The 23,590-nt window shown below is 74.3% G+C and carries 18 protein-coding genes and 1 tRNA gene; 10 read left to right on the top strand and 9 right to left on the bottom strand.

Annotation, left to right across the window (positions count from 1 at the left end):
* Positions 1–363: 363 nt before the first annotated feature.
* A complete protein-coding gene (locus BLQ97_RS20265; RefSeq protein WP_217637293.1) occupies positions 364–1,488 on the top strand; it encodes a DUF3644 domain-containing protein in 1,125 nt (374 codons plus the stop codon).
* Positions 1,489–1,635: 147 nt separating this feature from the next.
* Here BLQ97_RS20265 and BLQ97_RS20260 read toward each other — a convergent pair whose 3' ends face one another.
* Together BLQ97_RS20260 and BLQ97_RS20255 are read right to left on the bottom strand one after the other, a co-directional pair.
* Entirely contained in the window at positions 1,636–5,103 is a 3,468-nt protein-coding gene (locus BLQ97_RS20260) for a hypothetical protein (RefSeq protein ID WP_091368230.1), read from the bottom strand.
* A gap of 198 nt (positions 5,104–5,301) precedes the next feature.
* Positions 5,302–5,517, bottom strand: coding sequence for a hypothetical protein (locus BLQ97_RS20255; protein ID WP_139173769.1), 216 nt, complete (start codon positions 5,515–5,517; stop codon positions 5,302–5,304).
* A gap of 309 nt (positions 5,518–5,826) precedes the next feature.
* On the opposite strand from BLQ97_RS20255, the gene BLQ97_RS20250 reads away from it, so the two are divergent.
* Both BLQ97_RS20250 and BLQ97_RS20245 read left to right on the top strand, forming a co-directional pair.
* A complete protein-coding gene (locus BLQ97_RS20250; RefSeq protein WP_091368227.1) occupies positions 5,827–6,669 on the top strand; it encodes a hypothetical protein in 843 nt (280 codons plus the stop codon).
* Positions 6,670–6,886: 217 nt separating this feature from the next.
* The gene (locus BLQ97_RS20245) at positions 6,887–7,303 is read left to right on the top strand and encodes a hypothetical protein (RefSeq protein WP_091368225.1); all 417 of its coding nucleotides are present in this window, start codon (positions 6,887–6,889) and stop codon (positions 7,301–7,303) included.
* Here BLQ97_RS20245 and BLQ97_RS20240 read toward each other — a convergent pair.
* The 3 genes from BLQ97_RS20240 to BLQ97_RS20230 all read right to left on the bottom strand — a co-directional run bounded on the left by BLQ97_RS20240 (position 7,272) and on the right by BLQ97_RS20230 (position 11,267).
* Positions 7,272–8,147 carry a site-specific integrase gene (locus BLQ97_RS20240; RefSeq protein WP_091368223.1) on the bottom strand — a complete coding sequence of 292 codons (876 nt, stop codon included), beginning with the start codon at positions 8,145–8,147 and terminating at the stop codon, positions 7,272–7,274. The two genes, BLQ97_RS20245 and BLQ97_RS20240, sit on opposite strands and share 32 nt — an antisense overlap.
* A gap of 283 nt (positions 8,148–8,430) precedes the next feature.
* Positions 8,431–9,663, bottom strand: coding sequence for a site-specific integrase (locus tag BLQ97_RS20235; protein ID WP_091368221.1), 1,233 nt, complete (start codon positions 9,661–9,663; stop codon positions 8,431–8,433).
* Positions 9,664–9,929: 266 nt separating this feature from the next.
* On the bottom strand, positions 9,930–11,267 hold the full coding sequence (locus BLQ97_RS20230; RefSeq protein WP_175471840.1) for an ANTAR domain-containing protein: 1,338 nt from the start codon (positions 11,265–11,267) through the stop codon (positions 9,930–9,932).
* A gap of 437 nt (positions 11,268–11,704) precedes the next feature.
* Here BLQ97_RS20230 and BLQ97_RS20225 point away from each other — a divergent pair, with 437 nt between their 5' ends.
* A complete protein-coding gene (locus tag BLQ97_RS20225; RefSeq protein ID WP_139173767.1) occupies positions 11,705–13,633 on the top strand; it encodes a SpoIIE family protein phosphatase in 1,929 nt (642 codons plus the stop codon).
* Positions 13,634–13,759: 126 nt separating this feature from the next.
* On the opposite strand, the gene BLQ97_RS20220 is transcribed toward BLQ97_RS20225, so the two are convergent.
* From BLQ97_RS20220 to BLQ97_RS20205, 4 genes are all read right to left on the bottom strand, one after another.
* Positions 13,760–14,278 (bottom strand): hypothetical protein, encoded by a 519-nt coding sequence (locus BLQ97_RS20220; protein ID WP_091368216.1) that lies wholly within the window; start codon positions 14,276–14,278, stop codon positions 13,760–13,762.
* The gene (locus tag BLQ97_RS20215) at positions 14,275–14,913 is read right to left on the bottom strand and encodes a hypothetical protein (protein WP_139173766.1); all 639 of its coding nucleotides are present in this window, start codon (positions 14,911–14,913) and stop codon (positions 14,275–14,277) included. Before BLQ97_RS20215 ends, BLQ97_RS20220 begins: the two co-directional genes overlap by 4 nt.
* A gap of 125 nt (positions 14,914–15,038) precedes the next feature.
* The gene (locus BLQ97_RS20210) at positions 15,039–15,689 is read right to left on the bottom strand and encodes a hypothetical protein (RefSeq protein ID WP_091368212.1); all 651 of its coding nucleotides are present in this window, start codon (positions 15,687–15,689) and stop codon (positions 15,039–15,041) included.
* 173 nt (positions 15,690–15,862) lie between these two features.
* Positions 15,863–15,948: transfer RNA gene (locus BLQ97_RS20205), tRNA-Leu, on the bottom strand.
* A 165-nt stretch (positions 15,949–16,113) separates the two neighbouring features.
* On the opposite strand from BLQ97_RS20205, the gene BLQ97_RS20200 reads away from it, so the two are divergent.
* The 6 genes from BLQ97_RS20200 to BLQ97_RS20175 are packed head-to-tail and all read left to right on the top strand — an operon-like array spanning position 16,114 to position 23,564.
* Positions 16,114–16,944, top strand: coding sequence for an FHA domain-containing protein (locus BLQ97_RS20200; protein ID WP_091368210.1), 831 nt, complete (start codon positions 16,114–16,116; stop codon positions 16,942–16,944).
* 13 nt (positions 16,945–16,957) lie between these two features.
* Positions 16,958–17,416 carry an FHA domain-containing protein FhaB/FipA gene (locus tag BLQ97_RS20195; protein WP_091368209.1) on the top strand — a complete coding sequence of 153 codons (459 nt, stop codon included), beginning with the start codon at positions 16,958–16,960 and terminating at the stop codon, positions 17,414–17,416.
* Between the two features lie 55 nt (positions 17,417–17,471).
* Entirely contained in the window at positions 17,472–18,890 is a 1,419-nt protein-coding gene (locus BLQ97_RS20190; protein ID WP_091368207.1) for a PP2C family protein-serine/threonine phosphatase, read from the top strand.
* Complete coding sequence (locus BLQ97_RS20185) at positions 18,887–20,302, top strand: FtsW/RodA/SpoVE family cell cycle protein (RefSeq protein WP_091368206.1); 1,416 nt, start codon at positions 18,887–18,889, stop codon at positions 20,300–20,302. The genes BLQ97_RS20190 and BLQ97_RS20185 overlap by 4 nt, the downstream gene beginning before the upstream one ends.
* The gene (locus BLQ97_RS20180; protein ID WP_091368204.1) at positions 20,299–21,747 is read left to right on the top strand and encodes a peptidoglycan D,D-transpeptidase FtsI family protein; all 1,449 of its coding nucleotides are present in this window, start codon (positions 20,299–20,301) and stop codon (positions 21,745–21,747) included. Before BLQ97_RS20185 ends, BLQ97_RS20180 begins: the two co-directional genes overlap by 4 nt.
* Positions 21,747–23,564 (top strand): serine/threonine-protein kinase, encoded by a 1,818-nt coding sequence (locus tag BLQ97_RS20175; protein ID WP_091368202.1) that lies wholly within the window; start codon positions 21,747–21,749, stop codon positions 23,562–23,564. The genes BLQ97_RS20180 and BLQ97_RS20175 overlap by 1 nt, the downstream gene beginning before the upstream one ends.
* Positions 23,565–23,590: the final 26 nt, after the last annotated feature.

Here is a 23,590-nt window from a genome sequence, read left to right as displayed (position 1 = left end):
CTGCCAGTAGTCGTCGATCTGGGCGTGGTCGGCCGCTCCCGCGGAGCTGGTCGTCACGGGCTTCCTCTCGGGTTCACTGCTGGGCGACGCGGTTCTCGCTGATGATGCGGCCGGTGACCCGCACGAACAGCGCGGCTCGCTCGTTCGAAACGGACGGGCGTCACCCCCTGCTGCCGAACTCCGAGCCCTCCGAAGCCCACCAGGCGTGCGACCTCGCCCCGACGGTCAACTCCCGTCCAGGGGCCGACGGGCCCGGCCGCCCGGCTCGCGTGCCCGCACCCTCGGCGACCAGCCGCTGAACGGCTCGTAAGGTCGGCCACCGGCCCGCAGCACGAGGCCGGACACACGGGGGAGCGGGGAGCGGTGCGGCTACGCAGACGGGCGGCGATGTTCCGGGCGGCCGCGGTCGAGTCCATGACCCTGGCCGTGGAACTGTTCAACCGGCCCAGCCCGGTCGCGCGCGACCACGCCGTCGTCATGATGGCCGCGCACAGCTTCGAGATGTTGCTGAAGGGGATCATCTTCCAGGCGCGCGGCACCGTGCGGGAACCCGGCTCGGAGGACTCGCTCAGCCTCGGCCGGTGCATCGACATCGCCGCCGACGACCTCACCGTCTTGCGACCCGACGAGCGGGTCGTCCTGCGCTCCCTCAAGCAGGACCGGGACGCCGCCACCCACGACGTGATCGTCATGGCCGAGGAGTTGCTGTGGGTGCACATGCGCTCCGCGGTCACCATCTTCCAGCGGCTCTCCCGCGACGTCCTCGGCGTCGAGGAGGCCGCGCTGCCCGGCCGCGTCCTGCCGGTCAGCGCAGCGCCGCCCGAGGACCTCGGCCAGCTCCTCGACCAGGAGGTCGAGGCCGTCCGGCAGCTCCTGCAGCCCGGGCGGCGGCGCCGGGATGAGGCGGCCGCCCGCCTCCGCCCTCTGCTCGCCCTCGACGGCAGCGCCACCGGCCGCAGCGACCCTCCCACCGACCGGGAGGTCGCCCGCGCTGAGCGGGCCCTGCGCGCCGGGAATGACTGGCGCACCGTCCTGCCCGGGCTCACCACCCTGAGCGTCCGCAACCGCCCGCACCCGGACGCCAGCGAGATCGTGCTGCAGGTCGGGAAGGCCCCGGACGCCGTCCCCGTCCGCCGCGCCCACGCCGGCGAGGACGCGACCGCGCTCGCCTACCGCCAGTCCAACCCGTTCGACGAGTTCAGCATCAAGCTGACCTCCTTCGGCGAACGCCTCGGCCTCGGCCGCCAGCAGGGACTGGCGATCGTAGAGCACCTCGAGCTCAAGGACGACGACCGGGCCTACTTCATCCGACGCAACCGAAACGGCAACGTCGTATACCAGGGGCTCAGCGCGCGCGCCCTGCACATCGCCCGTCAGGCCCTCGACGACGGCCTCGACGTCGACGCGGTCACCCAGGCCTACAACGCCCGCCGCCGACCCGGCGCGAAGGCGCGGCCCCGCCGCGCCGCGCCAGCCGAGAGCGCGTAGTTCCATACCAGGAGGTCTTGTAGCCACCGGCAGCGCACAACCTCACGGTCAGACCGAGCCTGCCGTCGCTGTGGTGGTGACGCAGGCTCGCGCCGCGCGGCCACCCGACTCATGCGACCGCTGCCGCCAGTTGTCCCACGAGCAGCGTCAGGTGTCCGCGGCTGCCTGTCCGGCCTGCCTCGCCTCGGCGAGCGCATGCACGGCTGCCGCATCGAACCAGCGCCAACCGGTGCCGTCGCCTCGGTGGTCGTCGAGCACACCCGACGCTGCGAGTAGCCGTACCTGCTTGGCGGACAGCCCGAGGACCGCAGCGGCCGCGGAGACGCTCATGCGGCCGCACTCACCGTTGATGACTCCGGCGCCCGTCGCCGGCACAGCGGCAGCGACCCGCGTCCGCGGCACGCTCTTGATCCAGGCATCGAAGGCCGCGGGCAGCACCCGAGGGTCGCCCGTGCTGGTGCGCACGGTCGCGAGATGACCCCGGTCGATCTCCTTCTCGACGAAGCTGCGAGAGCGGCCGCTCCGTCGCACCACCTCGGGGATCGGCATGGCCTCGATGAGATCGCCGGCGGCCGGGACGAAGGCGGCCACGACCGACGGGTGCAGCCGGCGATCCTCACGCGAGGGGCGCGGGACCCGCTTGTAGGCGAGCAGCCCCTGATCGCAGTACTCCCGGACGCGCCACTCCGGGACACCCAGCCGGCGCGCGACCTGAGCCGGCGACATCAGACCGTCCTTGATCCCGCCGCGATGCCCGACGGCGCGCTTCTGCGCCAGCGCGATGACCGTTGCCCGCTCGTACATCGTGGCCCCGGCGACCGTGACCGACGGCAGCTCTCCCCGCCGGTGCAGATCCCCGACGGTGCCCACTGTCACCTGCAGCAGTTGCGCAGCGGCCGGACCGCGCAGCAGATCACCGGCCAGCCGGGCTATCCCGACGTCGGCGAGCCGCAGCTCCGCGGCGGTCGCCCGCCGCGTGCGCAGGCCGTCGGCGGTCGCTTCCCGCTCCCACTTCACGAGGTAATCCCCGGGGAGCGGCGCGTCGGCGAGCGCCGGATCCGGCAGCCGCAGGCAGGTCGGACAGATGACGCCGTACGCGGCGGTCTCCGGCACGTACAGCACATGGGTGAGGAGCCCAGCGCAGCCCTCGTGCGGGCATCGGCGCAGCGCGCGACGCGCGGTGGCAGGAGCCATGCAGATCGCCGGTCGGCGGCCGAACGGTTTCGCCAGCCGCGCCGGGTCGGCGTCAGCGGCCACCTGCAGCGGGGCGACGTCCGCAGCGCCGCCGGCCACGCGCAGGACGGCGACGAGCCGGCGGTCCGGTGCGTGCACGCACCCCGTCCACGCCTTCCAGGCGCCGGCCGCGTCGTGGAGGTACGGCGCGGTGAGCACGGCGATCGTCGCCGCGGTCAGGCCCCGCGGCATGGGCACGACCCTCGGTGCGACCGCGGCGACGACCGTCTGCCGCGTGACCAGCACCGGGTTGTCCAGCAGGGCGGTGCTCATGGTGTCGATCCCACGCTCGGCGAACCAGGCCACCATCGTCGCCCGGACCCACGCCGCCGTCCGGGCATGCTTCGCGGCCAGCTTCTCGACCGTCGCGCCGCGCGCCCAGGCCGCGACCATGCCGGCCGCCTCCACACCGGCGGGCCGCACGTTGGACGTGTTCGGCCATTCGAACTTGACCGGCAGGTCGGCCTCCGTGCCGTCGGTCAACGCGATGCGCGCGACGGTGCGGGCCAGGATGCAGCCGGTCGTCGTGTCGTAGCGGCCGCTCAGCCCTTCCACGAGCCGAAGGCCGGCGACCGCGCGCCGCAGCTCCGCGTCCGGCTCGCCGTTCCAGTGCATGAGCGCGGTCGCCACACCGATCGGGGTGCGCAGGTCGGCCTCGTCCTGCGGCGGCGCTGCGGCCGCGACCGCAAGGTCCGCCTCGAACTGCGCGATCTGGGTTTGCGCTTCCGCGGCGTGCTCGAGCGACAGCTGCTGGTCGCGCAGGTGCTCGGCGGCGGCGGCCGGCGCGTTGCCGTCCATCGCGAGCTGCGCCAGGTCCTTCGCGCGGGCCGCCTTCTCCCCGGCGGCCGACTGCCGCGCTCGCGCCCGGGACAGTGCGGCCCGCAGCTCGCGGACCTGTGCCGGCTCGGTGCCGGCCACCGCCGTGAGCGGCCGGCTGCGCGCGGCACTGCCGGCCAGCGCCTCCAGGAAGGCGTGGCCCAGCAGGTTGAACGCGTGCCGCATGTTCGTCGACGCGGCGAGCTTGCTGCGCTGGTTGTCCCAGACGGGCGGCTGGTCTGCCGGACCGGGCATGTACCGCAGCTGCAGCGTCGTGTGCTCGTGCACAAACCGCCACCACCGCCCGCCCTTGTGCCACATCGGGGACAGGTGCATGAGCTGGGTGCTCCACTGGCCGCCGCGGTCCGCCGGGATCTCGGCGTTGCGGCGCGCGTGCTGCTTGTCCACGCCCTGCCACACGTCAGTGGGGATGCCCCACGGCGATCCGTCGACGTACGGCACGGGCAGGCGCATGGTGATCGTGGTCGCCCTGCGGCCATCAGGGCGGCGCGTCAGCTTCCGTCCCGCGGCGTCCTTGATCGGCGCGCTGGTCGAGCGCTCCACGTCCAGCAGCCCGGTGCGGTGCAGCCGGGCGTACGCCGGCGTCAACATCTGTCGGACGATGTTGATCCTGCGCTGCGCCGGCAGGTCGCCGAGGGTTCGGCCGGACCCGTCCCGCAGCGGCCACCCGGCGAGTCCAGGGGTCTCGCCGATCTGCCGGTAGGTCAGCCCGGCGGCGAACTGGCGCCACAGCAGGGCGACCATCGGAATCAGGTGCTCGACGACGGTGATCGACCCCTTGTCCGGCAGACGGCCGCCGTCCGGGGTGTCCCGCCAGACGGGCCCGTAGCCGGGCGGGCAGGCGTGGTAGTTGAAGTCGCGCTTGGAGTGGCCAACGTCGCCGGCGTCGAGTCGGTTGATCCGGCCGGCGAGCACGTCCTGCTTGAACTGGACGGCGTTGCCGTCACCCTTCGTCGTGGCGTCGATCGTGGTCAGCAGCCAGGACGACGGGTCGGTGAGATCGCGGCTGATTCCCTCGGCCAACAGCTCGACGTCGCGGTGCCGCATAGCGTCGAGAACCTGCATGCCGAGGCCCAGGTTGCGGACCAGTCGGTTCACCTTCGGCGTGGCGATGACCCGCAGCGCTGGAAGCGTGTTGATCCCTTCCAGCAGGAACGCCGTCGCGCCGTTGCGCGGCGCCCCCGTGCGATCGCCGTCGAACGCCGGCAGGTCGTTCTCCACCGCGCTGGCGGGAATCAGCGTGACCAGCACGCCGGCCACGACACCCGCGTAGGCGACCACGTGGCGAGGCGCGCGAGGATCCAGATCGGCGTACGTCACCGTCTCCAGGCCGGCGATGAGCCGATCCCGGTGACCCTCGGTCGTGTCCTCGGTAATGTCCGGGCCGAGCCTGGCCAGCGCCGTGCCGATGCGTGTCCCGGCGGACTGGTACGTCAGCGTCTTCTTGAGGTTGGCCAGCTCCTCGCGCGCCTCTGGGTCGGAGATGCGCACCACCGCCCACTCGGCTACGCCGACCGGCACCGGCACCTTGTTCCACAGCATCACCGACGCTCCTCGCGCCGACGCAGTGGCTGTCGTCATCGTTGCTCCTCGTCGCGAACTTTCCTTCGCGGCGGACAGTGCAGGCGCCCCGACAGACGGCATTCATCTCAGTGATCGGCTCGTGAGCCCGGCTCCATACGAGATGGCTCGCAGCCTCGGGAGGCTCCACGAACTTGCCCTTCGTCACGACGAAGGCGCAGCTCAGGCTTCTACCGGCGCGGCGGTCCGTACGACGACCAGCTGAACCACGACGGCGGGCGCCTCCCGGGCAGAACCCTGCCCGGACCCCTCCGACGACATGGCGACGGCGCCGATGAAGGCGTCGCGCACCGATGGATCCGCGTCCTTGAGGATCGCGCGGAGGCTCATCTCCAGCGAGGTGCCGCGACCGATGACGTTCTCGTGAATCTCACCCATGCGGGTGACGGTCCGGTCGCTATGCGGGCGCGCAATGAGCACCCGTGGATTCCGGCGCGAGTGTCATCTGTCCGCTCGGGAGTCGCGGTTCCCTAATGTGCCGAATGCACAACGCGGCGCAGGTACCGATCTCGATCTCCGCGGAAGTTCGTGCCCCTCTGCCATAGGGACTGCCAGGCGCCATTCCCCATCAGAGCTCATTCGAATGAGGGAAGTCGCATTCGATGTGAGCTGCGGAACGATCCGTCCGCTGTCCGGCGAGCCCCTTAGAAGTGGAGCGCGGCATTCCCGAGACCACGAGGAGGTCCCATGTCCGCGCCCCACCTGCACCCGCACACCGTCACCATCCACGGCGTGCCCGTGACGCCCAGCCAGCTCCGCCTCGCCGACGGGTCCGAGTTCATCGTCACCACGAACGTGCCCGGCACGACCGGCGGGAAGCTGGCCGGCATCAGCAGCGCGAGCTTCTACGCCATCCTCGGCCGGCTGCGCGTCCCCACCGGCCCGGCCGCCGGCTACCTCGGCGAGACCGGCGCCCTCAAGAACCGGCCCGCTGTCAGCTACGGCCGCTGGGCGACCACCCTCCGGCTGCTCGTGCCCGTCGCGATGGTGCTCGTCCTCCCGCCCTCGGCGTCGACGAACCCGGGGGCCGCGCGTCGGCACCAGAACCCGCGGTTCCGCAGGCTCGTCGAAGGCCGGATGGTCCGCGACCTCAACGCGGGCATCACCATGCTGAACACCCAGAGCGCCCCCATCGAGAGCAACCGCCGGCTGCCGCGCGCCGACCGGCTCGCCGCCCTCGCGCTCGCCGACGAGATCACCGCGAACATCACCGAGTACGCCCTCGGTCACACGGCCAACCCGCACCCGTTCCCGGCGACGACCAACAAGGAGCAGGCCATCCGGGTCATCAGGGCCAGCAACCGTGCGCTCGACACCGACGACGTCGTCCAGCTCACCGGACAGGCGGGCAACCCCGTCCCCGGGTTCTCCCCCGACTTCACGATGCGTCGTGACCTCAACGACCGTGAGCAGGTCGCCGGAGGCACCCCGCGGATCTTCACCTGCCTGATCACCACCGACAACGGCTCGGTGCGCCGCCTGTACTACGGCCCCCACCTCACCAAGCACCAGGCGATCGCCAGCTACTGACAGCCAGCGGTGCGGGTGCCCCCGTAGCGCCCGCACCGCTGCGCTCACCCGGCGAGCGGTGAGACAGGGTCGCTCCGCTCGCCAGCCATCCCCAGCGGCCCGGCAGGAGGTCCCCGTGCCAGCAGCACCTTCGGTCCTGAGATGGCGTCGCTGGTCGGGGCCGGGCTGGGCCTCCTACGCGGCCAACTGGCCCGGGCCCCTCGGCGAGGACGGCGCCGTGGCCTACGTCGGCCGATGCGATGACCTACGACCGCGCTGCCACACCTGCGGCCGTCCCGCAACGCTCTGGCAGGCGGCCCTCGCGCTGCCCGCGCCGTTCCCCGGCGCGCTCGACGCCGCCGGCGGCGGATGCACCCGGGCCCACGCCGTCCACGGCCTGCCCGCCGACTGGACCGGCATCGCCACGGTCTACGCGCTGGTCGCGGCCGCCCTGCGCCAGGACAGCAAAGCGACCTCGGTGCACGAGGCCCTCGCGCGGCGACGATCCCGCCAGGCGGAACGAGCGCTCCTGCTCTCCCGCCTGGAGCGCCCCGCCCGGCGGGTGGCGCTCGAGCTCTGGCGGACCACTCCCGGGCTTGGTGTCGACGACACCGAGACGATCGTCACCGCGGTGCTTGCTCCGGCACAGCAGTGACGGTCGGTCGCCCAGGTCCTTCCCCCTCCCCGGGTGGCCGCCAGGGCCGACGGGGCTCCGGCGGTCGCCGGACAGCGGCAGCGTCGACAGCGACGAGTCCCGGGCCAGAACGCAGCAGGGGCCCACCTGATGGTGGGCCCCTGCGGGCTGCGACGCCGTCGACGTCAGCTGCCGCACCGCGGCGGTCGGTGCAGCCACGGGTGGTCGCCCCCGTGGAGGGCGACGACGGCCGCGGCGACGTCCGCAGGCCGTACCGCGACGTGGCACCCCCGCTGTGGCCGGGGTGGAGGCGGGCGAAGCGAGTCGCGACCGCCCGGCCGCTCCGGCGCTCCACCGCCGCGATCGCGGTCAGGCGCAGGGTGTGGCTGGTGACCTTCTCCTCGTCCGCCCACGGGAGCCGCAGCCGGACGCGGTCGAAGAGGCAGTCGAGGCGCCGCCGGGTGATCGGGGTGTTGCCCCTCCGGCTGTCGGGCCGGTGGCGGAACACCTTGTCGTCGGGGTGGCTGGCGCCCCGCGCCGCCGCGAACTCGCGCAGGTTCGCCACGAACCAGTCCGGCACCGGCTGGCGGACGACCCTGCCGAACCTGTCCGGGCCGAGCTGGATCGTGCACTGGGCCTCGTGGATGCCGCCGAGGGTGAGGTCGAGGATGTCCTGCGGGCGCGCGCCGGCGATGAGGATCGTCTCCACGATGTGCTCGTCGAGCTCGGGGTCTTCGCCCGTCCCCGCGACGACGGTCATCAGCTCGTCGAGCTGGTCGGGCGCCAGCGCCCAGTGGCGGGAGTTCGTGACGGGGATGCCGTGCTCCTGGGCGTCGACGCGCGGGAGGGGGCTGTGGTTGGTCATGGGGACCTCGTTCGTGTCGGTGCCGGCCGGTGCCGGCGGGCGGGAACGAGGCGGACGGTCCGGGACACCGGCGTGCAGTCAATCGCCGGGCGTGGACGCGCCGGATCGCCCGGGCGGTACGACGTGCCGGCCCCCGGCCCACACAGGTCCGGTCGGGGGAAGCAGCGAAGCGGTTCGCTGGTCAGCCAGCCGCCGTCTGTTGCCGACCAGAAGCGTCGTGGGGCAGGAACGCCGCAGGGGCCCACCTGGTGATGGGCCCCTGCGGGGTGTGACGCCGTGCGCGTCAGTCGGTGCGCGGCCGCGGCTCGCGGTGCAGCCACGGGTGGTCGCCGCCGTGGATGGCGACCACCGCCGTGGCGACCTCGCGCGGCCGGGCGACGGTGTAGCGGCCGTTGACATCCTCGGGCTCGTGCCGGGCGAAGGCGATGGCGACGCTGCGGCCGTAGGTCCGCTCGACGACGGAGATGGCGTGGTGCCGCAGCGTGTGCGCGGTGACCTTCTCCTTGTCGGCCCACTCCAGCCGCGCCTGCACCCGGTCCTGGAACAGGTAGTCGAACCGGCGGCTGCCGATCTTCTTGCCCGGCCGGCCGCCGGACGGGCGCCGCCGGAAGACGGCGTCGTCGGGCGCGGTCGCCCCGCGGTTGACGGCGAAGGCGTGCAGCTTCGCGACGAACCAGTCCGGCACCGGCTGGTGGACGACCTTGCCGTTCTTCTCGTCCAGCCGGACCGTGCACTCGGCGTGGTCCAGCCCGCCGAGCGTGAGGTTGAGGATGCCCTCCTTGCGGGCGCCGGCGACGAGGATGGTCTCGACGATCATCTCGTCGAGCACGGGGTCGTCGCCGGTGGCGGTGCACACCGCCCACAGCTCGTCCATCTGCACCTGCTCCAGCGCCAGCCGGGTGCCGTCGATCCGCTTGGGCTTGTCGATCTCCTGGGAGGGGTCGAAGGCGCGGGCCAGGTGGCGGTCCTTGACCGCGGTCTTGAACACCCGCCGCCACGCGCCGACGGCGTTGTACTTCGCGCCGCTGGCGGTCGAGTTGTGCACGAAGCGGCCGGCGGCCCGGCGGTTGGCCGCCTTCACAGCGGCGGCCGCCATCGCGCGCGCCTCGATCGCGCGCAGAGCCTCCTCCAGCTGGGACGGGAGGACCTCGTCGGCCCACAGGTCGCCCAGGCCCCGCCACACGACCGTGCCGTCGGGGCCCTCGCCCTTCCAGCCGTTGACGAGGAAGTCGATGTAGCCCTCGTAGGTGCCCCGGGTGCTCTCGGTGAGCCCCTCCAGGGTCTTCTCGGCCAGCTCCCGCATCGTGATGCGGGTGCCGGGCACCATCCCGGGCCGGGGGCCGGCCGTGGGGGCGACGGTGACCTCCAGCGCCTCGGCGGTCACGCCGGCGGCGAGCCCCAGGGCTTGGGGGTTGAGCAGGCCGGCCTCGATGGCGCGGCGGACCACCTCCGTAGCGGAGGCGAGCTGCGCGATCGGGTCGACGATGGGGGCGGTCGCGGGCAGCGGGTCGGACATGGGTAGTTCTCCTCGATGAGGACCGGCAGGGCGCCGGGCTCGGTTGCTGACGAGCCGGACCGTGCGGGCCCCACGAGGGTCGGCAATCGCCTGCCGTGTCGGCGAGGGGCACCTCGCGCCGCCCGATGTCCGGAATGCGGCGGCGCCGAGGGCGGCACTGCTGTGGTGAGTTCTGGCTGTGCGGCCGTGAAGGCCACTCCGCCGTCGGAGGGCTGCACCTGGGCGGGAGTCAGGGGCCGACGCGACGCCGGCTAGCAGCGGCTCGCTCAGATGTGGTCGAGGATGGTCAGCACGTCTGGATGGCCGGCGACCACCATCGGGGCCAGGTCGCGGAGCTTGACGTTGAGTGCCTGGCTGAGCCGGGACAGCCGCGCGAACGCATCCTCGGCAGAGACGCCTGTGCGGGCGATGATCACTCCTTTGGCCTGGTCGATCACCGCCCGCGACATCAACGCCCGCTCCAAGTTGGCGGCCAGCTGTCCGAGCGCGGCTCGCTCGGCGACCTCGCGCAGGATCGCGGCAACCGCTGCGGCGACCATCTCACCGAGGCGGACGCTGTCGCCGGTGAACACCGCCGGCCGGTCGCTGTAGACGTTGAGCACCACCCAGCGGTCGTCGGGCAGCTGCGCCGGCACGGCGAGCACACTGCGCACGCTGTCGTCGGTCAGCAGCCGGCGCAGCCGCGGCCAGCGCACGTCGGTGGTGACGTCGGCAGTGACGACGACGGCCCGCTGCTCGTAGGCGTCCTGGCAGGGGCCCTGCCCGGCGGCCAGCTGACGACCGTCGAAGACCTGCGCGACGGTGTCGTCGCTGGCCAGCAGCTGCGGCTCGACCGGGGGGCCGACGTTGATGCTCAGCGCGGTGGCGCCGGGCACCGCTCCGCGGATGACGGTGGCGATCCGCTGCAGCAGCCGGTGATCGTCGCCGGACTCCAGCGGCAGGAGGACCAGCTCGGCGAACGCCTGCGCCATCGCCATGCCCGTGGCGCCGGCTTCACCGGCCACGGGCTCCGTGGCCGCGACCGCGGCGCCGGAGGGCGGCGCGGTCGTACTGCTGCCCTCGGGCGCTTCGATGCCCAACCAGCGCACCACGACCGGCCCCGTCGAGGCAGCGTCGACCCAGCCGAAGAGCCGCACGGGCCGGACCGGCCCGTCCCGGCCGCGAAGGGTGACGTCCACCTGGATCTCGCCGCGTTCGCCGGTGGCCAGCGCCGACAGTGCCCGGCGCAGCGGGCCGCGGTCGGCCAGATCCACCCACGCCGGCAGCACCCGGCGGGCCAGCCGGGCGGCGGGCAGGCCGAGCATCTGTGCCGCGGCCGGGTTGCCGTGCAGGATCTGCCCCTCGGTGTCGGTCTGCAGCAGCGCCACCGGCAGCATGTCGGCCAGCTGGTGTTCTCGGCGCCGCTGGTCGCCGGCGAGTAGTTCCGCGATCGTCTCCTGGTGGGTGCGCAGCTCCTCCTCGGCGACGCGCAGCTCCTCGTAGGCGACGCCGAGCTCGGTCACCGCCTCCGACAGCTGCTCCTCCGGCACCAGGGCCGCACCACGGAGGCGATCGAGCGCGGCCGCGATGACGGTGGAGTCCACCTGCACCGGTGGATCGACCACGGCGCCCTCCTCGCAAGGTGGGATGTCCGCGCGCTGTGTCTTCGCGCCCCCGCAGCGTAGGGCCGGCCTGCGTTTGCGGTGAGCGCCGGCCGGCCCGCCGCGACCGCGCAGTCGCCCGGCCATCCGTGCCTCCGTCACTGCTCGGAGCCGGCCTGCCGGACCCCGCCCGGGTCCGACCGCTCCGGCTCCTGACGGACGCATCGGTGGCGCTCGGGCGTGTCTTGCGAGCTCTCGGCCCTGCGGGCACATTCTGCTGGTGAGCTTCGCGCCTGGGGGACGCGTCGTCACGGCGGCCACGGAGGCCAGGCCGCGGCGCCGGCAACCCGTGCACCCAGCATGTCGCTGGTCTGCATCGACCCGGGCCCCGGTCCCTCGTGCGCGCCGACGGCTGCGCCCCGTCGTCGGTCGCGGCGGCGTGGTCGTGCGCAGGGGGTGGCGTGCAGGAGTCTGAGCTCCCCATCGAGGCAGGCGTCGGCAGCGACCGTGTCCGGTCGGCCGCGCTGCACCAGCTGCCCTGGTACGCCATCGTCTACGAGGGCCCCGAGCACCGGGTCGTGGCCCTCAACGCCGAGTTCCTCCGGGTCCTGGGCGGCTTCGACCCGGTCGGCATGCGCGCCGCCGACTTCCTCGTCGGCATCGCGGGGCAGGGGGTCATCGAGATCTTCGACCGCGCCTACGCCGGCGAGCGGGCGATGCTCGACCGGATCCGCCTGGCCGTGGTGACGCCGGACGGGCACCAGGAGGAGATCGTCCTCGACTTCGAGGTCGGCCCGTTCCGGGACCGGCACGGCGAGATCGTCGGGGTCCTCGGCGTCGGACGCGACATCACCGCCGCGGTCCGTCGTGAGGAGGCCGACGCCGCGGCGGCGGCCGAGCTGGGCCGGCGCTACCGGCGGGCCACCGACGTCATCGACGAGGTGCAGCGCGCGCTGCTGCCGGCGTGGCTGCCGGTGCTGCCGGCCCTCGACGTCGCCGCCAGTTACAGCATCGGCGGCGCCGAGCAGGCGGCCGGCGGGGACTGGTTCGACGTCCTCCCGCTCGACGACCGGACCATCGCCGCCGTGGTCGGCGACGTCGTCGGCCACGGCGTGGACGCCTCGGCGGTGATGGCTCAGCTGCGGGCGGTCGCCCTCGAGCGCCTGCACGCCGGCGCCGGGGTCGCCGAGGTCGTCGCCGCCCTCGACCGCTTCACCCAGGTCGTGCCCGGCGGCGCCGGCAGCACCGTCTGCGTCCTCACCCTCGACCTGCCCAGCGGCGAGCTCCGCTACTGCAGTGCCGGCCACCCGCCGCCGCTGCTCGCCGGCGGTACCGGCGGCAGCGCCTACCTGGCGCCCAGCGGGCAGGGACCCCTCGGCGAGGCCGGGGACCGACGCACCCTCACCGCGCGGCTGGACGACGGCGTGCTCCTGCTCTACAGCGACGGGATCGTCGAACGCCCCGGCGTGCCGGCCACCCGCGGAGTCGTCGAGCTCCTCCGGATCGCCACCGCGGCCGTCGCCGACGAGCTGCTGCCCGCCTTCAGCCTCCCGGCGGCGGTCGACCGCGCGACCGTGCAGGTGCTCGAGCGCCTCACCCGGGAGACCGGCGCGAGCGACGACGTCACCCTCCTCGCTCTGCAGCGCGTGCCGGCGCCGGCGCCGTTCCGCCTCGAGCGCGTCGTCGGGCCGGGCGACGTCGCCGAGGTCCGGGCATCGCTGCGCGCCTGGTTCCGGCCGGGCCAGGTCGACGAGCACGCCCTGGCCGAGCTCGACCAGATCCTCACCGAGCTCGTCGAGAACACCGTCGAGCACCCCTACGGCGGCGCGGGTGGCCCGGTGACGGTGTGCGCCGACCTCGCCCCGAGCGGCGACCTCACGCTCACCATCAGTGACCGGGGCCCGTGGCGTCCTCCGGCTGGGTCAGTCCGGGACCCCGGCATCGGGCTGGCGCTCGTCCGCCAGCTGTCGGCCGCCGTGTCGATCGACCACGAGCACGGCACCGAGGTCACCGTCCACCACCGCCCGTGGAAACCGTCCCGGAACAGCGTCCCGCGGCCCCCGGCGACTCCGCCCGGCCTTGCCGACGTCTACCTCGAGGGGCACGGCGACCGCAACGTGCTGCGGGTGCGGGGACCCATCGACGCGGCGATGCTCGAGGAGCTCCAGTCGCACCTGGCCCTGAGCACGACACCTGGCGCGCCGGACCTCGTCGTCGACCTCGACGACGTCACGGTCCTCGCCAGCACCGCGATCAGCACCCTCCGGGCCGGCCTGCAGCACGCAGGGCAGGTCGGGGTGAGCGCCCGCGTCCGCTGTCGCCCCGGCAGCGTCGCCCAGCAGGTCCTCGCACTGGCCGGGATCCCGACCGCCACCGACGCCGATGACTGACCACGTCCCGGCCCGCGTGCCGCAGCACCCGGTGGAGCTCGGTGACGCATCGCCGGGCGGGTCGCTGCTCAGCTGAACGGCCCGGCGCCTGGTGGTGCCGGCGGCCCACGTCCCGACTCCCTAACGTCAGGGCTGCTGGCCGCGGACCCGCACATCCTGTACCGCCGCGGTGAGCTCCTCGTCGGTGAGCGGGCCCCACTCCTCCTGCAGGTCAGCGAGCACCCGCTCCAGGGCGGCCATCCGCAGCGCCCGCGCGGTGTCCGCGGGATCGAGGTCCACCAACGGTCGCCGCGGGCGGCGCGCGGTGTGCCGCGGGCCGTCGGCGGTCAACCACGCAGGCGCCACCTCCGGTGGCCCGTAGATGATCGGCCCCTCCGACGCCGGGCCGTCATCCCACAAGCTGCGAGCCCACCGCCGCGCGGTCTCGACCTCTTCGGTGGCCACCTGCAGCAGCGCCCGGTGCCGGACGACGACCTTGTCGGCGATGCGCAGCGACGCCTGCGTCTCGGCCAGCTGCTGCTGCAGCTTGGCCAGCGCGCTCAGGCCCACGGCGAGCAGGTCGCCTCGGTCGGCGCCGGTCGCGTCGGCCAACTGCTCGATCACCGCGCGCAGCCGCCCGGCCGGTGACGGCCGCGGGGCGGTCACGGCTGCTCCGGCGCGGCGAGCAGCCAGGCCGGCGGCGGCCCCAGGCCGGTTCGGGCCGGTAGGCCGAAGGTGTCGGCGAGCAGCTGGGCCCACTTGACCGCCTCGGCGCGGGCTGCAGTGAGCTGCTCGATGCGGGCGTGCGCGGCGGCGAGCTGCGCCACCAGTGCCTCGTTGGTGTCCTCGAGGTGGCGGAAGCGGACGCCGGACTCGTCCTGCTGAGCCTCCAGCAGCGCCACCTCGGCGGCCTGCCGGCGAACGAGCGCCCGCAGCTCCTCCCGGTCGGTGAGGAGTGTCCGGGCCTCGGCGAGCGCCGCGTCCAGTGTGGGGATCTCCGAGGCGCGGGCGAGCAGCTGCGCAACCGGATGGTCGGGACTGAACGCCGCACCGCCGGCCAGCTCGGGTGAGCCCCACCCGCCGTCCACGCTGAGGACGGCGTCCCCGCCGGCGTCGATGAGCCCCCAGCCGCGTTCACCGGCCGGCTGCCGCAGGCCGGCGTCAAGGCCGAGGGCGGCGTCCTGCGCGGGAGTGCGGCGGTCGTAGACCCTGCCGGGGTCCAGCCGGATCCAACGCCAGGGCCCCGGCGGCACGTCGGGGCCGGTCGTGTGTGCGCTGTCCTGCGGCGGGTCGGTGACCATGCCCGTGATCATGCGATCGGGGTGGGACAGCGGCGTTGGCGCGCACGCGGGCGTGGTGTTGCGTGCATGTCGATCGGTGCTGCGCACTGAAGAGCAGCGACGCCAGCGAAGCCCGCACCAACGGGTCAACAGCTGTCGGCCGGGCGCTGCGTGCCACGGTCCACCGCCTGCCAGCGGCCCCTGATGCGGCTGCCGCCAGCAGCGGGCCGCGCCGGTGCCGGCTCCGCGGCCGCCTCGGGCGGCCCACTACCGGGCAGCGCGCCGATCAGCTGCTGGAGCGCGTCGGCCGCGGCGAACAGGTGCAACTCAGCGGTGTCCACGACGACCCCGGCGAGGACCTGGTCGCCGGGGCGGACGTCGAGGGCGCCCAGGACGGCCGGCGGCAGGGTGAGGCGCCGCTGGGCGTCGACGGGCACCGGGGTGAGCAGGGGGCTGTCGGCGGCGGCGCGGACGACGATGTGCCCGTTCTCGCGGGCGGCGACGAGGAAGGTGTCCGGCGTCCAGCCGAGCGCGGACAGCGCCTTGCCGAGGTTGATCCGGTTCTGGGCGTCGATGCGGGCGGCCTGCGGCTCCCGAGTCGCGCCGTCCCGCGCCGGGCGCGCGGCGCGGTCGGCCAGGTGGACGACGGGGGCCAGCCGCCCCTCGGAGGCATCGACCTCGGCGGCGCGGCCGGCGGCCGGCCCGGAAGGAGCCAGGGTGTCGACGCCGGGGTAGGGCGCCTTGATCCCGGCGACGCGGGCGGCGGTGCGGTGGCGGGTGTCCAGTCCGTGCGGCATGAGCGCACAGGTCCCGGACTGTCCGGCGGGCGCAGTCACCTTTGCGGCGGGCTGCTTCGGAGGAGATGCGTGCGCAGCCGCGGCATCTCCGGACTGGTGGCAGTCGGGGTATGCCGCCGCGGTGCGGCGAGCGGCCTCAGCCGCCTGGGGATCCTGGGGGATTCCCCAGGATCTGGTGGGCAAGGGGGGAGTTGAACCCCCACGTCCTCTCGGACACACGGACCTGAACCGTGCGCGTCTGCCATTCCGCCACTTGCCCTGGCGAGGAAGGACAGTAGCAGCCCGCCGGCACGGGACCGTGGAGGGGTGGGCAGGCGGCCCCGGCGCGGCTCGGGACGTCGGGCGTTGCTGGCCGGTCGGGCACCCGTCACCCGGCTACGATCACCCGGAGGACCATCGGCCGGGCGAGCGTGGAGGAGCGACTGTGGGCGTGCTGCAGCGCTTCGAGCGACGACTCGAGGGCATGGTCGGCTTCGCCTTCGCCCGCATCTTCAAGGGCAAGGTCCACCCCGCCGAGATCGCCAAGGCGCTTCAGCGGGAGGCCGACGAGCAGCGCTCGGTGCTGGGCGAGGGCCGGGTGCTGGCGCCCAACGTCTACGACGTGCGCCTGGGCCGCACCGACTACGACAACCTCGCCGAGTGGTCCGAGCAGCTGGCCGCCCAGCTCGCCGACATGGTCTCCGAGCACATCGACGACGAGGGCTGGCAGGTCTTCGGCGAGGTGCAGGTCCGCCTCGAGCGCGACGACGAGCTGCCCACCGGCGTCTTCGAGGTCAGCTCGCACGTGGCCGACCCCGCGCGGCCGGGCACCCGGGGCGACGCCGCGCCGCCGCTCGCCCCGCCCCCCGCGCCGCCGGCGACCGGGGCGGGCGGGGTCCCCCCGCTGCCGCCGCTGCGCGGCCGGATCCCCACCGACACCGGCAAGCAGCACCCGTCGGTCGTGGGGCGCGCCGGCAGCAAGCCCGGCGTCACGCACGTGCTCGTCGTCGACGGGCCGGGCACCCGGCACGAGCTGACCACCGGCCGCAACGTCATCGGCCGGGGCACCGAGGCCGACATCCGGCTGCCCGACACCGGCGTCAGCCGCAAGCACGTGGACGTCGTCCTGGACAACGGCACCGCCTACGCCGAGGACCTCGGCTCCACCAACGGCACCCTGGTCAACGGCCGCAAGATCACCCGGCAGGCGCTCGCCGACGGCGACGTCATCCGCATCGGCCACTCCGTGCTGGTGTACCGGCAGGACGGCGCGTGAGGGGGAGCCGGCCGTGACCGCCGAGATCGTCCTGCAGGTCTTCCGCTTCGGGTTCCTGCTGCTGCTGTGGCTGTTCATCTTCGCGGCGTTCCGGGTGGTGCGCGCCGACCTCTTCGGCGGCCGCGCCGGGCGGGTGGCCTCGGTGCCGCCGCGCGCGGCCGTCCCGGGCCGGAAGCGCGGACGCGGGCCCCGCACCCTGGTGGTGACCGCGGGGCCGCTGTCCGGCACCAAGATCACCCTCGGCGAGCAGCCGATCCTCATCGGCCGTGCCGACGACTCCACGCTCGTCCTCACCGACGACTTCGCCAGCTCCCGACACGCGCGCCTGACCAACCGTGGGGGACAGTGGTACGTCGAGGACCTCGGTTCCACCAACGGCACCTACCTCGACCAGCAGCGGGTGCAGGGCCCGCTGCTCGTGGCCCCGGGCCAGCCGATCCGCATCGGCCAGACCGCCCTGGAGCTGCGTTGACGGGAACCATGCAGGCGACCACGGGGAGCGGCAGAGCAGACGTGAGCAGGGTCCGATGAGTCTCGCGCTGCGCTACGCCGCCCGTTCCGACCGCGGCCTCGTCCGCGGCAACAACCAGGACTCGGTCTACGCCGGGCCCCGGCTGCTGGCCGTGGCCGACGGCATGGGCGGGCACGCCGCCGGCGACGTCGCCAGCAAGGTCGTCATCGCCGCGCTGGAGCACCTCGACGAGGACGCCCCCAGCGGCGACATGCTCCAGGCGCTGCGCGAGGCGGTGTTCGACGGCAGCGAGCACCTGCGCGAGGTGATCCGCGAGTCGCCGCAGCTCGAGGGCATGGGCACCACGCTCACCGCCGTCCTGTTCGCCGGCGGCCGGCTGGCGCTCTGCCACGTCGGCGACTCCCGCGCCTACCTGCTGCGCGACGGCGTCTTCACCCAGATCACCCACGACGACACGTTCGTGCAGACGCTCATCGACGACGGCCGGATCACGCCCGAGGAGGCCAACCACCACCCGCAGCGCTCGCTGCTGCTGCGGGCGCTCAACGGCCAGGACGTCGACCCCGACCTGTCCATGCGCGAGGCCCGCGCCGGCGACCGCTACCTGCTGTGCTCCGACGGCCTCTCCGGCGTGGTCAGCGAGGAGACGCTCGCCGAGGCGCTCAAGGACCCCGACCCGCAGTCGACCGCCGACCGGCTCGTCGAGCTGGCGCTGCGCAGCGGCGGCCCGGACAACATCACCGTGATCGTGGCCGACGTCGTCGAGGACACCGGCACGGGCACCAGCATGGAACCGGTCGTCGACGGCGCCGCCGGGGACAACCGCGGGCAGCGGGCGGTGGACCCCCGCTCGGCCGCCGGGCGGGCCGCGCTGGCCGACCCGCCGCCCGAGCCACCCCCACCCTCGACAGGACCCACGGCCGCCGCACCCCCCGACCGCCGCCGCCCTCGGCGGCGGCTGTTCCTCGTCGTGGGGACGGTGCTGGTCCTGGTGATCGGCGGGATCGCCACCTGGCTGTGGGTGCTGACCCACTGGTTCGTCGGTGTCGAGGCGGCCGGCGGCGACCGGGTGGCCGTCTTCCGCGGGTTCAACACCGACCTGCTCGGGCTGGACCTGTTCCGGGTCGACGACGTCACCGACATCGCGCTGGCCGACCTGAGCTCCTACGACCAGAACAGCGTGCGCCGGGGCATCGAGGCCGACACCGCCGACGACGCCCAGCGGATCGTCGACGAGCTGCGGACCATGGCGCTGCCGGTCTGCCCGGCCACGCCCACCTCGGCCACCCCCACCTCGGCCGCTCCCACCTCCGAGCCCCTGCCGCTGCCCGAGGCCGCGCCCGGCACCGGCGCCGCGCCCGGCACCGACGCCGTGCCCGTCCCCACGACCACCCCCACGCCCTCCCCCACGACGACCTCGTCCGCTCCGGCGACGACGCCCGAGCCGGGAGTGGACTGCCGGGAGGCCGAGTGACCGCCGGCCCCTCCACCGACCCGCGCGCGGGCGCGCCCGGCGCGGCGACCCCCACCCGCCGCAACACCGAACTGGCGCTGCTGGGCTTCGCCGTCCTGATCACCCTCGCCGCGCAGTGCATCGTCGACCTCACCGTCACCGGGTCGCTGCGCGCGGAGCTGGCCACCTTCGGCGCCTGGTTCGCCGCCATCTGGGCGGGGCTGCACCTCGTCGTCCGCAAGCTCGCCCCCTACGCCGACCCGCTGCTGCTGCCCGCGGTGGCGCTGCTGTGCGGCCTCGGGCTGACCATGATCCACCGGCTCGACCTGGCCGACGAGCAGGCCGACGCCGCCTCCGGCGGGGACGCCCCGGTGCAGCTGCTGTGGGCGACCGTGGGCGCGGGTCTGTTCGTCGCCGTGCTGGTCGTCCTGCGCGACCACCGGCTGCTGGCCCGCTTCGCCTACACCCTCGCCCTGGTCGGGCTGGTGCTGCTGGCGCTGCCGGCCGTGCTGCCCGCCTCCGTCTCGGAGGTGTACGGCGCCAAGATCTGGATCCGCGTCGCCGGCTTCAGCATCCAGCCGGGCGAGTTCGCCAAGATCTGCCTGATCGTCTTCTTCGCGTCCTACCTGGTCGACAAGCGCGACGTCCTGGCGCTGGCCAGCCGCCGGGTGATGGGCCTGGAGATCCCGCGGGCCCGCGACCTGGGCCCGGTGCTCGTGGCCTGGGCGCTGTCCATCCTCGTGCTGGTCTTCGAGCGCGACCTGGGCAGCTCGCTGCTGCTGTTCGGCATCTTCGTCGTGATGCTCTACATCGCCACCGAGCGGTCGAGCTGGCTGCTCATCGGCCTGGGCCTGTTCGCCGCCGGGGCGTTCCTCGCCTACCAGCTGTTCGGACACGTGCGGGTGCGCGTGGACACCTGGCTGGACCCCTTCGCCTACCGCGACGAGGGCGGCTACCAGCTCGTCCAGTCGCTGTTCGGCCTGGGCACCGGCGGGCTGTTCGGCGCCGGGCTCGGCGGTGGGCGCCCCGACCAGGTGCCGGTGGCCAAGAGCGACTTCATCGCTGCCGCGCTCGGCGAGGAGCTGGGCCTCTTCGGCCTGGTCGCGCTCATCGTGGTCTACCTGATCCTCGTCGAGCGCGGCCTGCGCACCTCGCTGGTCGTGCGCGACGCGTTCGGCAAGCTGCTGGCCGGGGGGCTGGCCTTCGCCGTCGCCTGGCAGCTGTTCGTCGTCCTCGGCGGGGTCACCGGCCTGCTGCCGCTGACCGGGCTGACCACGCCGTTCGTCGCCTACGGCGGCTCGTCGCTGGTGGCCAACTTCGGGCTGGTGGCGATCCTGGTCCGGATCAGCGACGCCGCGCGCCGGCCGGCCGCCCCGCCGGCGCCCCCCAAGCCGGCCATCGGCGAGGCGCCCACCGAGGTGGTGACGCCGTGAACGCCCCCCTGCGCCGGGTGGCCATCAGCGTGCTCGTGCTGTTCACGCTGCTCATCGTCAACGTCAACTACATCCAGGTGGTGCGCTCCGACGAGCTGCGCGGGGACTCCGGCAACACCCGCGTGCTCACCGAGGAGTACTCGCGGGAGCGCGGCTCGATCGTCGTCGACGGCACCGAGGTGGCGCTGTCGACGCCCACCGACGACACCCTGCAGTACCTGCGCGAGTACCCGCAGGGCCCGGTGTACGCCCCGGTCACCGGCTACTACTCGCTGGTCTACGGCGGCTGGCAGCTCGAGCAGGCGGAGAACGAGGTGCTCGCCGGCTCCGACGACCGGCTGGCGCTGCGCCGGCTCGCCGACCTCTTCACCGGCCGCGACCCCGCCGGCGGCGACGTCGTCCTGACCCTGGACCCCGCCGTCCAGGAGACCGCGATGGCGCAGCTCGACGGCGTCACCGGCGCCGTGGTCGCGCTCGACCCGGCCACCGGCGCGGTGCTCGGCATGGCCAGCACGCCCAGCTACGACCCGGCGCAGCTGTCCAGCCACGATCCGGGCGCCATCCGCGACTACGCCGCCGAGCTCGACGCGATGGACGCCGACCCGCGGCTGAACCGGGCGATCCAGGACAACTACCCGCCGGGCTCGGTCTTCAAGGTCATCGTCTCGGCGGCGGCCCTGGCCAGCGGCGAGTACACCCCCGACACGGTGATCCCCGCGCCGGACACCCTCACCCTGCCCGGCACCTCGACGCAGCTGCGCAACTTCGGCAACTCCTCGTGCAGCAGCAGCCAGGAGCAGTCGCTCATCGACGCGCTGACCATCTCCTGCAACACCGCCTTCGCCCAGCTGGGCATCGACCTCGGCGAGGACGCGGTGCGGGACATGGCCGAGGCGTTCGGGATGACCGGCGAGTCGCGCACCATCCCGCTGGAGACTGCCGGGAGCAGCGTCGGCGACATCGAGAGCGAGGCGGCGCTGGGCCAGAGCTCGATCGGCCAGCGCGACGTCCGGATGACCCCGCTGCAGGCGGCGATGGTCGCCGCGGCCGTCGGCAACGACGGGACGCTCATGACGCCCTACCTGGTCGACCAGGTGCGCGCGCCCGACCTGACGGTCATCGACCGGGCCGACCCGGAGGAGCTCTCCGAGCCGGTCGGCCCGGAGGTCGCCGACCAGCTGCAGGAGATGATGGAGAGCGTCGTGGCCAACGGCAGCGGCCGCGCCGCGCGGATCGCCGGCGTCACGGTCGCCGGCAAGACGGGCACCGCGCAGGTCGCCGAGGACGTGCCCGACCACAACTGGTTCATCGGTTTCGCCCCGGCCGACGACCCGCAGATCGCCGTCGCGGTGTTCGTCGCGAACGGCGGGGGTACCGGCGGCGACACCTCCGCCCCGATCGCCCGCGAGGTGATCGAGGCCTACCTCGAAGGGCAGGGGGGCTGATGGCCCTGTCCACCGGCACGGTGCTGGCGGGCCGCTACGAGATCACCGAGCCGATCGCCACCGGCGGCATGGGTGAGGTCTGGCGCGCCCGCGACCGGGTCCTCGACCGCGTGGTGGCCGCGAAGGTGCTGCGCAGCGAGTTCACCGGCGACCCGAGCTTCGTGGCCCGCTTCCGCAACGAGGCCCGGCACACCGCGGCGCTGTCGCACCCGAACATCGCCTCGGTCTACGACTACGGCGAGACCGACGACGAGCGCGGCCACCAGCTGGCGTTCCTCGTCATGGAGCTGGTCGAGGGCAAGCCGCTGGTCACGATCCTGCACGAGGAGGGGCGGCTGCCGGTCGACTGGACGCTGCACGTCCTGGGCCAGGCCGCCGACGGGCTCTCCGCCGCGCACGCCGCCGGCGTCGTGCACCGCGACATCAAGCCCGGCAACCTCATCGTGCGGCCCGACGGCGTGGTCAAGCTGACCGACTTCGGCATCGCCCGCACCCGTGACGCCACCCCGCTCACCCGCACCGGCATGGTCGTGGGCACCGCGCAGTACCTCTCCCCGGAGCAGGCGCAGGGGATGGAGGTCACCGCGGCCTCCGACGTGTACTCCCTCGGCGTCGTCGGCTACGAGTGCCTCACCGGTGGGCGGCCCTTCGACGGCACCTCGCAGGTCGCCATCGCGCTCGCCCACATCAACCGCCCGCCCCCGCCGCTGCCCGCCGAGATCCCGGTGCGCGTGCGCCAGCTCATCGAGCGCGCGCTGGCCAAGGACCCCGCCGACCGGTTCACCGACGGCGCCGACTTCGCCGCCGCCGTCCGGACGGTCGCCGCCGGGGGACCCGCGCCGGTCCCCCCCGCCACCGGGCTGGCCGCGGCCGCCACCACCGAGGTGATCCCCGAGGTGGCCGACGACGGCACCCGCGTCCTCGGTGCCGCCGCGGGCGGGGCCGTCGCGGGTGCCGCGACCGGGGCGGCCGCGGCCGCCGCCGGCCCGCGCACCGGCGGGCGGCACGCCGCCGGCCCGCGCACGATGCCGCCGCTGCAGGGCCCGCCGGTCGACGACGAGGACGGGCAGCGCTGGGACGACGAGCCCGCCGCCCGGCGCTCCGGCAACCGGCGGGGGCTGTGGATCGCGCTCGGGCTGGTGCTCCTCGCCGGGCTGCTCACCGGCGCCTTCCTCCTCCTCGGGGGCGGGGACGGCGACGACGGCGGCACCGCCGACCCGACCCGCAGCAGCGCGCCGACGTCCGCGGCGACCACCCCCGCGGCCGCCCAGGTGGCGGTGCCGGCGGCCGCCGAGCTCATCGGCGAGGACGCCGACGACGTCGAGGCCGACCTGACCGACGCGGGCCTGCAGGTGTCCCGCACCGAGGCCACCGGTGCGCAGCTGGCCGCCCTGGGCCGCGACCTGGACCCGAACGACGTCGCCGGTGTCGCGCCGGCGGGCACCACCGTGGCCGCGGGCACCGTCGTCACCCTCACGGTGGCCGTCGACGGCTACACGGTCGAGGAGGAGGACTCCGGGGACGACGGCGGCGCCCCGGAGCCGACCGAGGACGGCGACCAGGGCGACGACGGCGGCGGCACCACGCCGGCGCCGGCGCCGGCCACGACCACCCCCGCGCCGCAGCCGACCACCACGGCGCCGCAGCCCACCACCCAGGCCCCCACCACCGTCCCGACGCCGACCAGCCAGGCCGGCACCTCCGCCCCGCCGCCCACCACGACGGCGCCCGCCGAGGGCGACGGGAACGCCGGTCAGGGGCCCTTCGGGCCGCAGAGCCCGGGCGTCCAGGGCGCGGACGAGGGCCGGCCGGCGTGACACGGCTCCCCCGCGGTGCCCGGGAA

Origin of the sequence: Geodermatophilus telluris, from assembly GCF_900102745.1 — a bacterium.
Lineage (GTDB): Bacteria > Actinomycetota > Actinomycetes > Mycobacteriales > Geodermatophilaceae > Geodermatophilus > Geodermatophilus telluris.
Note: the sequence above shows the minus strand (reverse complement) of the source record. Positions and strands in the feature narration are given on the sequence as shown.

Bases quoted from the DNA above. Each gene is read 5' to 3' on its own strand.
- BLQ97_RS20190 (WP_091368207.1), top strand. From the start codon at position 17,472: ATGAGTCTCGCGCTGCGCTACGCCGCCCGTTCCGACCGCGGCCTCGTC.
- BLQ97_RS20240 (WP_091368223.1), bottom strand. From the start codon at position 8,147: ATGACCAACCACAGCCCCCTCCCGCGCGTCGACGCCCAGGAGCACGGC.
- BLQ97_RS20250 (WP_091368227.1), top strand. From the start codon at position 5,827: ATGTCCGCGCCCCACCTGCACCCGCACACCGTCACCATCCACGGCGTG.
- BLQ97_RS20215 (WP_139173766.1), bottom strand. From the start codon at position 14,913: ATGGTCACCGACCCGCCGCAGGACAGCGCACACACGACCGGCCCCGAC.
- BLQ97_RS20210 (WP_091368212.1), bottom strand. From the start codon at position 15,689: ATGCCGCACGGACTGGACACCCGCCACCGCACCGCCGCCCGCGTCGCC.
- BLQ97_RS20235 (WP_091368221.1), bottom strand. From the start codon at position 9,663: ATGTCCGACCCGCTGCCCGCGACCGCCCCCATCGTCGACCCGATCGCG.
- BLQ97_RS20255 (WP_139173769.1), bottom strand. From the start codon at position 5,517: ATGGGTGAGATTCACGAGAACGTCATCGGTCGCGGCACCTCGCTGGAG.
- BLQ97_RS20175 (WP_091368202.1), top strand. From the start codon at position 21,747: ATGGCCCTGTCCACCGGCACGGTGCTGGCGGGCCGCTACGAGATCACC.